We start from the raw sequence: 12,031 nt of genomic DNA, 5'->3' as shown, positions 1-12,031 counted from the left end.
GATCGCTTCTGTCAGTCGTGACGACCCTCATCAGCGGATTACAGCGCTCATAACAAGGTCACTTGTGGGAACACGATGGAGCAGGATGAACGTCAAGCGTATCGACCTCGAAGAGTGGCGCGATGCACTGCCGGCATCCGGATACGAAGTGTTTCATGAACCGGCTGCGCTCTCCGTACTCGCAGACTACACGAGTGCAGAGTTACAACTGTACGGCGCATACAAGGGACAGCAAACAGTCGGGTTGTTGCCGGTGTTCGTCACCGAGAGAGCGGTTGGCCGAACGGTTCTCTCACCCCCGGTGTCGATGAGCGTACCGCGACTTGGACCGATCATCACCCCCAACAGTCCGAAGCGGCGCAAGCGAGAGCGAATCAACCGCGAACTCGCCGAGGCCGTGCTCGACACTGCCGACGTCGACGACCGAACGACGCTCTTCCGGATGACGTGTCCGCTCGAGTATACCGATCCGCGACCGTTCCGCTGGAACGATTTCTCTCTTGAGCCCCGGTTCACGTACGTCGTCGATTTGGAATCGACAACTCTCGAGAACGTCATGGACGGATTCAGCAAGAGCCTCCGGCGTGAAATGCGACAGTTCGACGACCTGGATCTCTCGATCGAAACCGAAGGGATCTCATCGGCGCTCCGGATCTACGAGGACGTCGCCGACCAGTACCGCGAATACGACGATCCGGTTCCGATCTCACGGTCGTTCCTCCGTGACCTCCTTTCGTCGCTTCCCGACGAGCTGTGGCGCGTCTACGTCGCGCGAACGTCCGATGGCCAGTACAAAAGCGGCATTATCACGCTGTATAGCCCCGATCTCGCGTACTTCTGGCAGGGCGGCGTCACCGCCTCGTACGACGGTGTGAGCGTCAACAGCCTGCTTCACCGGGCCATCATCGAAGACATCCTTACCGATCCGGAACTCGACTCGGTGACTGGCTACGACCTCGTCGGTGCGAACACTGAACGGCTCTGTGCGTACAAGGCCAAGTTCAACAGCGATCTCCGCCAGTATTATGTCGTCGAGTCGTCGGGGCTCGAGATGCAACTCGCGAAGTCGACGTATCAGAAGTTAGCCGGATCGCTGAGCAAGGGGTAATAGGAGTTACACGCGAACAGATTCTGTCAACCGTACTCTGAAGACAGAACAGGGTGCCTACTGCATGGCTCACGGGCGAATCTCCTTATATGCTTGACGTTTTTACTCTCCCCTTCCGCTCACAATAGAGTCAGTTGATACACCGTCTACCGAATTGCCCTACTAAGCTCGCCCTTCCGAAATCGTCAGCGGATATTATCGACATATCCGAGTTGCTCGAGTTGAGCCACCGTTTCGTCAGATAACATAGCATCGAAACGTCTAGTCGCAACCTCACCTTTCGTATCACAGAGTTGTTGGCGCAGTATTCGCCATTTCTCTCGCTCATCGCCGTCGGTCGGTCGTGTCTTGTCGTCAAGCTGGCACTCGAATCTAATCGTCTCTGTTGACTTGCCAGCAGTAGTTAATAAGATACGCTCGTGATCCTGCTTGGCTTGGTCATCGTCGGAGCCGGTCAGTTCAATCGATTCTGAATCGCTGATTCGGTCCGAAAAGAGCTTCCACCCGGTGTTACTTCGAATGCCATGGTATGTTCTATACGGACCAGTCGCTGTGAAATAGACGTGCTCACGACACAGCTCGGTCGGTAGAGCAGTAGCTTGCCCATCAACCGATGGCGGAACCGATACATCGACGGCTCGGAGGATCGTCGGCACGAGGTCGATCTGGCTGACTTGACAGTCAATGGTACCTTCCTCCCACTCCGGATGACCGACGACAAGTGGAACATGGACTAAATCGTCCCAAAACGCTGGTGTCGGGGTATGACCGAGCATCCCGTGTCGGTCGCGGTCGAATCCTTCTCCGTGGTCTGCAGTCAGAACGATCACGTCGTGACCGGGCACGTAGTGATCACGATCGATGAGCGTCTCGATAAAGGAAACGAGTTGGTCCCGCAGGTGTTCACAAGCAGCGAGATACGCTTGCTCAATATCGTCGATATCCTCGTCGGTCATTCCCTTGCCCCGATTTTGGATGATTGCCTGGGAAGAGAGTTCCGCGAGTTCGGAAGAAGTCCGATCAGTGTGCAACGATCGAGTTTCGAGGTACTCAGTCGGCGGCTCAAATGGATGATGGACGTCCATATAGTGTATCCAATGCATCTGCCCGCCGGACGCCTGCTCGAGGGAGTCAAGAACTGCCTTATGGTAGGTGTTTGCGGAGATATAATAGTTATTGTCAGATATTACTTTCTCTTCGATACGACCGAGAACGTTGAAGTAAGCCCATCGACACACATTGAACAAGCGGTCAGATCCAGTTCGTTGAATTATCTTTTGGGCCCGTTTTTTCCAGTTTGGAGTTCCAGCCCGCCCATCATCGAATCCGCGATCGTAGTTCCGTTCTGATCCGAAGATGACGTTGTCACTCCAGAGTGAACAGTCATATCCGGCGTCTGAAAGGGATTCTGCCATCGTCGTAAGTTCGTCCTTGCCAGACGTCTCTCCGAGTTTGAGGTTCGGTTCTCCATTCGCGACTCGATCACAAAAAACGCCTGCAGCGAGCGTCGGCATAGAGCTCCCAGTATTACTCGCTGTTGCGAATGCCGTTGTGAATTCGACACCACGAATAGTCTTAGTGACATCCTCCATCAGCTCCTGGTAGACATCTGCACGGAGTGAATCGACTGTCAGCATGAATATGTTTGGTTGTCGTTCAGCCATGGATGAATGTTACAGCAACCTCTTCCATTACCACTGATATAGTAAACTCCATACTAATTACATATGAACGAATTTCTTTCCCGTCTCGTACGAGTGGTTGGCAAATTGTGGATCCTGGGAGAGCCAATAGCGTCTTGAAAAGTGATGGGCTAGGTCTAACCTCAAGAATTTGCTCATGAGAAAAAGCGTCAGAGAATAACACATATACGTTCTGTATAGCGATCTCTGTGAAGAGTCGCACCCGTTTCGGACACTATTTCGGCACTCAATCAGCATCACTCTCCCCGAACCGATCATGACAAGCGTTCTATGACACCCTCTGAATGTTACAATCCGTGTGAGTAATTCGGTGCTAGTCGAACCCGAGCGACACTATCCAATACTGGTACGGTTCACCCTGACGATTACGGACAAGACTTCACTGCTGGACTGGATCGTGTCGCAGTTGGTGAAAAACAGATCTGGCCCAAGGTAGAACAGACGTCACGGTTGTAAGAGCACATAACGGTGACTAGAGAATTCTACGCCAACACGGCTTTCGGAACACCACGGCCGAGGGCCCTCTGAAATGTTCGGCCATCACATTCACTGAGTTGCTTAACTGTAATTTCAGCAATTAGATGACTATCTCGTTTAAATGGAAATCATGTTCACGCAAACACTCACCTCTATTATCTACTTCCTACGAACTGGAATGACCAACGAGTCCAGAAATAAACCATTCATTGACAGTCTCAATCGGCGGTCGTATCTCAAAGCAGCGTTCAGTAGCGTTGGATTGGCTGCAGTTGGCGGTGTCTCTGCAACTTCGGGAGATTTTGACGTCGTCAAGGTTGCACCAGGTGATACACATAGAGTTAGGATTGGGGACAACGAGACCTTTGAAAACGTCTTAATTGATATTAGCAGTAAAGGTGCAGGATACGAAATCGTTGCCGATGGGAATGACTGGGAGATTCGAAATATCGGTATTAAAGGGGAATGGGATCACATCCCGAACAACCAACCATTCCGGGTCGCCGTACCAAATGAGAACGCGACAGGTACCATCGACACGGTATATCTCGGTGACGGCGTTAAGAACATTGATACCTGGAGACCGAACGACAACCCCGCGGGTATCTGGACGTACTGGTATCATGCTGGTGAGCTCGACATCTATAGGTGTAACATCCAAGAGTTCCCAGATAACGCCATCTATGGTTCTCAGGCGGGTAATTCAAGCGATCATCCTAACCCTGGATCGAACGGTATCGTCCGCGTTCATGATACGTATTCAGCGAACAATAAGACATCTAACCTTCGATTGGGGACGGACGGGAGCTACGCAAAGAATTGTGTTCTCTGGAATAATTATCACAAAGGCTACTGGCAGTTCTATTACAGTGGCGAACTGATCGACTGCGATATTGGTCCTGCCGATGGCCGACAGCACCTGAATATCGGATCGGGAACGTGGAAGAGCGGGAGCAATACCGAACTCACCGTCACGAATACCCGATTTGATGAGGGAGCAGTACGGACCAGACGGGGCGGCGAACTGATCGGCTCTTCGGCTGGAGAACCGGTTCATCGAATTCCAGAAGGATGTCCGACAACGGCTGAGGAGGCAGCCGCTGGCACCAGTTCAAACTCAGAGACCACCGAAGAGAAAACGGCCTCCGCTAAGAAAAACGCGTCCCTTAACAACGTCGTCATCTTCGATGGACGAGAGGCAAGTACGCCGACGACGGACTACGAGTTCGTCGTCAGTGAGGCTGTCGAGCCGAGCACTGACGAGGATGCGACGATCGACCCTCAAGCCTCCGTCGATGGCATTAACGCAAAGGGTGTCGTCGCGAACTACCTCGATGCCTGGCGGTTCGACGGCGAAATCGAACAGCTAAGTGTCGACGGCGACGCGGCAGTCCGTGTCAACGGTGTGGAGGTTGATCCAGATGACTTTGTAGATGTCGGCAGTGAAGACAATAAAAAGCTACCGAACGTGGTTGTCTTCGACGGTCGAGAAGCAAGTACGTCAACGACGGACTACGAGTTCGTCGTCAGCGAGGCCGTCGAGCCGAGTACTGACGAGGGTGCGACGATTGACCCCCAAGCCTCCGTCGATGGCGTCGGCGCAAAGGGTGTCGTCGCCAACTACCTCGACGCTTGGCGGTTCGACGGCGAAATCGAACAGCTAAGTATCGACGGCGATGCGACCGTTCGTGTCAACGGCGTGGTGGTCGACCCAGACAACTTCGCGGAGACCGACAGGTAGTTTTGAGCGCACGATATTCCCAGCAGTCCCGCTGACTATTCGTTTTATCCGATTTCAACGACTGTTCTCGAAATTGGGGAGTACAACCGCCAATTGCAATAACACGGCGGGTCCTACATCGTCCAAACTACGCTGCTTGAGCGGTTGAAGTCGCGATGTGCAATCGAACCAAATTAGTAGACGCTCGGCCTGCAACGACTACGAGAACACCGCCCCGAGGTTCTGCTCTGGAATGCCACTGGCAAATGCAAGACACCCCCATATGCACCCACCAGCAAAAACAACAGCGAGTAACGTCACAAGACTCGAGACAAAGGGTAAGAGCATGACGACAAAAGCTGCCATGCAGACAGTAATAACACCGACCAGAGCAGCCGAGCGAGCGAGTCGAGAGAGTGCTAGCGACAATTCGGTATGAATCAGGTAGACATTGAGGGCAACCATTATACTGTAGCTCAGGACCGTTGAAATGGCTGCACCGACAACGCCGATCACCGGAATCAAGAAGAGATTCAAAGAGAAGTTGAACACGCCGGTACCTGTTTTGACGATCGCTCGCTGTCGGGCACGACCAAGGTAGTCGAGACCATCGTTCGTGATTTTGTCGATTGCCTGTAACACAATAAACGCAGCAAATACCCGGATGACTGGAACGGCACCCAAGTAATCGGCACCGAAGATGAACTGGATAGTGGGCTCGGCAACGAGTACGAGTCCGGTTGCCGCAGGAATATAAAATAGTATCGTGTGTTCGAACGCCATCTCGTAGATGCGTGCCGCTTGGTGGCTCCCGTTGTTCGCCTTGTGTTCTCCAAAGGCCGGTGAGATAGTGAAGCCGAACGAATCAGCGGGCGCAATAATGAAGTCAGAGAATTGTTTCGCAAGCGTGTAATAACCGACAGCGATGGGTGTCAAAAAGAAACCTATAAGTAGGGTGTCGACACGCTTATATAAGATATTTGCACCATTCGTCGCCATCAGTGGTACGCTGTACTCAAAAAGTCGGCGCCGTAATCCGGATTCAATCGGACGTTCCTCGTACTCTCTAAGCGTCCAATAGAGAAACCCCAATCCAACGAGGGATCCCAGTCCGTACCCGATTACATAGCCGGTCAAGGCACCGATCGGCCCGAGTCCTACTCTGACGAGCAGTAAAATGCCACATAAGATGCCAACGTTGGAACAGATCGTCAGTATAGCGCTTCTGGTAATATGATTAAAACCCTGAAAGAGCGTCGTCAGATAGGTGTTGATGGACTGAAACACGATATAAAATAATCCGACAGCCAATAGTGGTCCAAGTGCAGGTTCGCTGAATGCCACAGCGATTACGTTCCGGAATAACAGGACGATAGAGCCGACGGCAAGACTCATAACTAGAACCACCTTGAACGAGGTTCGAACAACATTACGAACCTGCCCGGGTGCTGTTTCTTTATATTCAGTCACATATCGTGCTGCAGACTTTGGGACCCCAATACTGCTAAACAGCAGCGCCGAGCCGAATATCGAAACGGCGAGGAAGAGTAATCCATACTCTTGGGGGGAAAAGAAGTATCTTGTCATCATGATTATAATAAGACCGTTGACAGCAATTCGAGTTAATTGTGCGATGAGCGATGCTCGGAAGCCGCTTAGGAACGATCGTTCATTCATTTAGATTGTGTACTCTGCATTGTGTTCGAGAGTTACTATCACCCTACATTCTTCTATTGAATAGTATATTTACTAGATTTGTTAGACTGGGATGTGGCAGCCTTACGGATTTCGTGCATGATTTGAATCGTCCATCGTGAAGAAGAAAGTGGAACAGGCATCTCTGCCCCGACCTCGAGCGCTTTCGCCGTCCGGTCAAATTGTTCGTAATGTGATGTACCTGTCTTTTCAGTCTCCCAGTTATCAGACATTTGCGTCTTAAGAACGAGACGTGCATTCTGTGCAACGCCAGCAAGACGGCTACCAGCGTATCGAAACGCCTGTGCAGTCTTGGTAAGCGGTGAGCGCGTATAGTCCGAGTCGATTACCTGAACCATCTGCAAATGCAGATCGATGGTGATACTTTTCTCTTCCCCGTGAACGTGGATTAGCCGTTTTGGTCGACCGCCAGCCATCATCGTTGCACTACAGACGATGTCGTCTACCGTCGAGTACTGGACTTGTACTGTATCGTATTCGAATGTATGATCGTATTCATTTGCGAGTGCTGTTGTTACTGAGATATTAGATGCGTCCTTCGGATAGCCACCGTGACCGAGCAGTAAATAGATCGGATGTGGAAGCCCTTCTTCGAACTCACCTCCTGGGAGATCGAAAACCCATGATCCTCTATTAACTTCATCCGGCAACGTGTTTCCAGTGAAGACGAGATCAACACCTCTAATCCGTCCGAGCTCACCGGACTCGATCATCTCGCGCGCTGTTAAAACAGCAGGTCGAAAGAGGTGCTGATGAACCGGCGAAACAGGCACGTCATGCTCCTCAGCGACCTCCATGAGCGTCTCCATTTCGTCAACTGTCTCGGTCACCGGTTTCTCGATCAATAGTGGAACTCCAGCTTTGATCGCTTTCTTACTGATATCGAGGTGTGTCTGAACTGGCGTACAGACGTGTAACCAGTCGAGGGACTGATCAGAAAGCAACTCATCGATATCCAAGTACGAGTTTGTTTCGTATTCGTTTGCAGCCTCCGTAACTAGTTGGTCGTCGACATCACAGACCCCAACAAGGCTTGTTAGGGGGTTTTTCTTTATGCCGCTTAAATGAAGACCCGATATCGAACCAGCACCAACGACAGCTGTGTCGAGTGTCATACATATTGATATCCGATATTGTGTAGTTTGGTTATATTGTTACTACGGAACCAGTATAGAGATTAACCGAGAGGTACCGATTCGGATACAATCGCCTAACTGTGGGGCGGTTCTATAAAAGATATTCGAGCTTGACAGTCATATGTTCTATCGTCACCATCGTCGAAACATGTGGTGATAGCTTGTGAGAGTAACCCTACGCACCCTTTCCGATTGGTTCTACTAACCCATAAATAAGATATTATATTTACTACTTTGATTCATATGGGAAGAAAACACGGATGCGTGAAGTTGACCAATCACTAGAGCGACTCTACGCTGCTTTAGCAGTACAGGCGGTATATAACAATATCAAGAAAGGGAAACACCTGATATAGCAGCTAATACACCAAATATGACTGACACCACTACAGAAAAGGCGTTTATTCTCGGAATTGATGGCGTTCCCTGGAAATTGCTTAAGAGATGGACAGAATCCGGGAAGCTACCTAATTTTGGCCAAATCTTCGAAGAAGGTGTCGCAGCCCCATTAAGAAGCACGGCACCGCCAACGACGCCCTTAGCTTGGCCGTCAATTGCAACCGGAACGAACCCTGACAAACACGGTATTTACGCCTTCCACGCGCTCGAATCGCAATATAGCCGTCGAATGTATACCAGCGCCGACCTCAGCCGGCCCGCTCTCTGGGACATACTGAGTCCAGCCATCGTCGGCAACGTCCCAATGACATACCCGGCGAAGAAAATCGATGGGGCGATGGTCAGTGGTATGATCACGCCCGAAATCAAGGACGGGTTCACACATCCACCAGACCTCCGAAAAGAGATCGAACAAGAGATTCCCGAGTACCGGATTGGATTAGATTGGAACAGCTACACGGACGATCAAGAGGAATTCATCGACGACATCGACGACCTCGTCGCGGCTCGCCGCCAGCTCATGGACAAACTCGTCAAAGACCGTGACTGGCGACTCTGCTTCTTCGTGTACACTGCACCGGACCGTCTCCAACACCTTGTTTGGGATGAGGACGTTATTCTTGATCATTACCAGACGCTTGACAAGATCGTCGGTGACGCGATGCAATACGCTAGTGAGAACGATGCATCGCTCTACATTGTCTCAGATCATGGGTTCGGTCCAATATCAACGTTCGTTAATCTCAACACCCTGCTCGCCGACCACGGGTACCTCTCTCGAAAAGACGACGACGGGACGCGCGGATCGCTTGCGAAGCTAGGCGTGACGAAATCGGCGGTGATGAATTCGCTAAATAGGATCGGAATTTCGGATGATCGGCTCGTTCGTCACCTCCCGAAGTCGCTTGTCAACGGAGTTGCTGAACGAATTCCTGGTGATCACGGCCTGTACGACGTCGACTTCAAGGAGACAGTTGCATTCGCATACGGGCCTGGCCACGTTTACGTGAATGACGTCGATCGGTTCGACAATGGAATCGTAGAGCCTTCCGAGATAGATTCAATCAAACGGGATGTTGAGGCAACGCTAATGGAGGCCTCTGATCCAGAGACTGGTGAGCAAGTTCTTAATGTATACGACGGTGATGATCTCTTCCCAACGGATCCGGACGCACCAGACTTAGTCGTAGTCGGCCGTGGCGAATACGAGCAGAAGGCAAAGTTACCGGATAACGTCTTCGAATCGGCCGGTGATAAAGCTGCAGGCCACCGATCACAAGGTGTGTTTCTCGGCTGGGGTCCAGATATTGCTCCTGGTGGAGCACCAGATGATGCATCCGTAGTCGACATCGCACCGACTGTCCTCCACGATGTCGGTGAACCAATTCCAGAACATGCCGACGGACACGTCCTCCAGTCCGTCTTCGCGTCGAACTCGCCACAAGAAACTCAGTCTGTTACGACCCAGCTATATGGAGACGAGGCCACAGAAAAGTCGGTCGAGAAGAATAGCAACGAGCGCTTCGACGGTGTCGAAGACCGGCTCCGTGGCCTCGGCTATATTGAGTGACGCCGTCAGAGCGGTGAATTAAGGACGTGTTTTCATCCCACTGTTAATTACGTGCTGGTAACTCTACAAGCGTCTCGGAAACCGGTTGCGGAGAAGTTGAAACCTATTAATCGTTGTACAGGTTAGTCCTCGAGATATCCAAGCGACTTGAGCCTCGCCTCCAACTCCTCATCGTTATTGTTGTCGAACTTTTCGTCAGCGTGACCCTCGACTTGGGCGAGTATCTCTTCGACGACGTACGCAATGTACTCGCCTGCATCATCGAACTTAGTATGTGGAACCCGTCTCTCGACGCGCTCAACTAACCGTGCTGGAATCTCTATTTGCTGTGTGTTCTCTGGTTGCTGTTTTGGCATATTTGTCCCTCGTATTGTGAGTGTGAACTACCACAAGCTCGTCTGCCTGTAGCGTACGGGATTTCAGTGTCATCCTTTGTTATGATCAATATACCGTAGATAACAAAAATAACGGATGTAGTACTAGTGGAATAACTAACTTTGATTCTTGTGAGTTACAACTGGACGATGGAAAATAGTCAGTTACAATTCATTCAACTTGGATCGATAGACAATCGTATTTTAATACAGTACACGTATGAGTGATCAAGATAATATAATATTGCTGACAGTAGATAGTCTCCGTGCGGACTACTGCGGATTCATGGACAGTACTGACGGCTATACGCCAACCATGGATCAACTGGCTGAGGAGGGATTAGTGTTCGAGAACGCGATCGCCCCTGGACCAGCCACGCTCGATTCAATGCCAGTGATATTTTCAGGGGATTATTATCCACGTCCAGATCCTGAGACATCAGTCCTCGACAGCCAGGAACTGATTGAAGACCATATGCGTGCCCGAGACACGATCCCCGAACGCCTGTCGCGTCGGGGATACGAGACGGCTGCGTTCACGACCAATCCCTGGACATCACGGCAGTTCGGATTTGACGACGGATTCGACCATTTCGAAGACTTCATGGATGTCGATCGTTCTCCCGGACAGATCAGTCAACTTCTCGAGCGCGTTGGAATCGACGACAAAGGGGGGCCTGCAGTCGACGCGCTGGAGTTAGTGTCGAACTGGAGACAAGAAGACAATATGTTTCAGTCCTGGGAGACGTTCTACGACGATATTATTTCATGGACCAAACAGGCCGAGGAGCCGTACTTCCTGTGGATCTTCCTTGTTGACGCACATATGCCATTCCTCCCGGCAGATGATTTTCGAAGTCAGTCTCTGCTCGCTACATATGCGGCGAATCTCTGGCTCTATCTTGGGAACGAGTTCCTTGAATCCATCTTCAGGCCCTCCTTGATTACTGCCTACGAAGATACTGTTATGTATTCAGATACGTTTCTTAGCCAGCTAACTGACGATCTCGCAGATGATGATCCAACATACGTTATTCACGGCGATCATGGCGAAGAGTTCGGCGAGCAGGGCGTATATGGACACGGGGCTCATCTTTCCGAAGAGATGATCCATACGCCACTGGTCGTCGGAAACGGACCGAGCGGCCAAATCGACCAGCCGTTCTCGCTTGCCGATTTACCGTTACTGCTCGAACGACTAGCTGATGACGACGACGTGGATGATCTCCCACAACCAGTCGCGTACACACGAAACCAGAATCCGATGGGTGCGGCCCGAGGGAACAGCTGGAAGTACGTTATCGATGGCAACGAGGAAACGCTGTACCGGATCACGGAGACTAATGAAGCGGTCGAAATTCGGAATTCGGAACTGCAGAGGCTAGGCCGCGATGTTGTGACTCGCTGGCAAGACGACGAATCCGAACGACGAGAAATTGCGAGAGCAGCACGAGAGGTCGCCGATGAGAGGCATGTTTGACATCCTCCTCCGCCTGAAGGCGGAGGAATCCCAAGGTTGGGATATTACGGTTTGCAGTCCACCACCTCTCGTTGCGGTTGGAATCCGCAGGAGAGGTCATACAGGTAGACTCCGGGCTGTGCCAACCAGCCGGTACTCCTATCCCCACCCAAACCGGGCGCAGACTCAGAGTTACTTTCTTCGTTGATGCCGAGACAGATGTTCTCCGCCCCGTTCACATCAGCGTTGAACGCCGCGTCACACGACTCGCACACATACAACCCGCGTTCAACACGCTGACCGTCGTCTTCCCTACCGCACACGCAACACGTCTTGCTCGTGTCCCGTTCGGACACTTCTACGACTTCA

General features: G+C 51.4%; 9 protein-coding genes. 4 read left to right on the top strand and 5 right to left on the bottom strand.

Annotation, left to right across the window (positions count from 1 at the left end; genetic code table 11):
- Positions 1 to 85 precede the first annotated feature (85 nt).
- On the top strand, positions 86 to 1,108 hold the full coding sequence (locus BSG09_RS16785) for a GNAT family N-acetyltransferase (RefSeq protein WP_092935151.1): 1,023 nt from the start codon (positions 86 to 88) through the stop codon (positions 1,106 to 1,108).
- Positions 1,109 to 1,293: 185 nt separating this feature from the next.
- Here the strand turns inward: BSG09_RS16785 and BSG09_RS16780 are convergent, their stop codons facing one another.
- Positions 1,294 to 2,772 (bottom strand): sulfatase-like hydrolase/transferase, encoded by a 1,479-nt coding sequence (locus BSG09_RS16780; RefSeq protein WP_092935149.1) that lies wholly within the window; start codon positions 2,770 to 2,772, stop codon positions 1,294 to 1,296.
- A gap of 637 nt (positions 2,773 to 3,409) precedes the next feature.
- Here BSG09_RS16780 and BSG09_RS20360 point away from each other — a divergent pair.
- Positions 3,410 to 5,029: a hypothetical protein gene (locus BSG09_RS20360; RefSeq protein ID WP_139246255.1), complete on the top strand. Its 1,620-nt coding sequence runs from the start codon at positions 3,410 to 3,412 to the stop codon at positions 5,027 to 5,029.
- Positions 5,030 to 5,227: 198 nt separating this feature from the next.
- Here the strand turns inward: BSG09_RS20360 and BSG09_RS16770 are convergent, their stop codons facing one another.
- Together BSG09_RS16770 and BSG09_RS16765 are read right to left on the bottom strand one after the other, a co-directional pair.
- Positions 5,228 to 6,685 (bottom strand): flippase, encoded by a 1,458-nt coding sequence (locus tag BSG09_RS16770; protein ID WP_092935145.1) that lies wholly within the window; start codon positions 6,683 to 6,685, stop codon positions 5,228 to 5,230.
- 53 nt (positions 6,686 to 6,738) lie between these two features.
- The gene (locus BSG09_RS16765) at positions 6,739 to 7,839 is read right to left on the bottom strand and encodes a Gfo/Idh/MocA family protein (protein WP_092935143.1); all 1,101 of its coding nucleotides are present in this window, start codon (positions 7,837 to 7,839) and stop codon (positions 6,739 to 6,741) included.
- A 394-nt stretch (positions 7,840 to 8,233) separates the two neighbouring features.
- Here BSG09_RS16765 and BSG09_RS16760 point away from each other — a divergent pair, with 394 nt between their 5' ends.
- Positions 8,234 to 9,829, top strand: a complete 1,596-nt coding sequence (locus BSG09_RS16760; protein WP_092935141.1) for an alkaline phosphatase family protein — start codon at positions 8,234 to 8,236, stop codon at positions 9,827 to 9,829.
- Between the two features lie 122 nt (positions 9,830 to 9,951).
- Here the strand turns inward: BSG09_RS16760 and BSG09_RS16755 are convergent, their stop codons facing one another.
- Complete coding sequence (locus BSG09_RS16755) at positions 9,952 to 10,185, bottom strand: hypothetical protein (RefSeq protein ID WP_092935139.1); 234 nt, start codon at positions 10,183 to 10,185, stop codon at positions 9,952 to 9,954.
- 238 nt (positions 10,186 to 10,423) lie between these two features.
- Between BSG09_RS16755 and BSG09_RS16750 the strand changes: the two genes are divergently transcribed.
- Positions 10,424 to 11,683 (top strand): sulfatase, encoded by a 1,260-nt coding sequence (locus BSG09_RS16750; protein WP_092935137.1) that lies wholly within the window; start codon positions 10,424 to 10,426, stop codon positions 11,681 to 11,683.
- Positions 11,684 to 11,727: 44 nt separating this feature from the next.
- On the opposite strand, the gene BSG09_RS16745 is transcribed toward BSG09_RS16750, so the two are convergent.
- Positions 11,728 to 12,031 (bottom strand): zinc ribbon domain-containing protein (locus tag BSG09_RS16745; RefSeq protein WP_139246254.1); only part of this gene is annotated, 304 nt, incomplete at its 5' end.

The organism is Natrinema hispanicum (assembly GCF_900111485.1).
Lineage (GTDB): Archaea > Halobacteriota > Halobacteria > Halobacteriales > Natrialbaceae > Natrinema > Natrinema hispanicum_A.
This window is presented reverse-complemented; position numbering and strand designations above follow the sequence as displayed.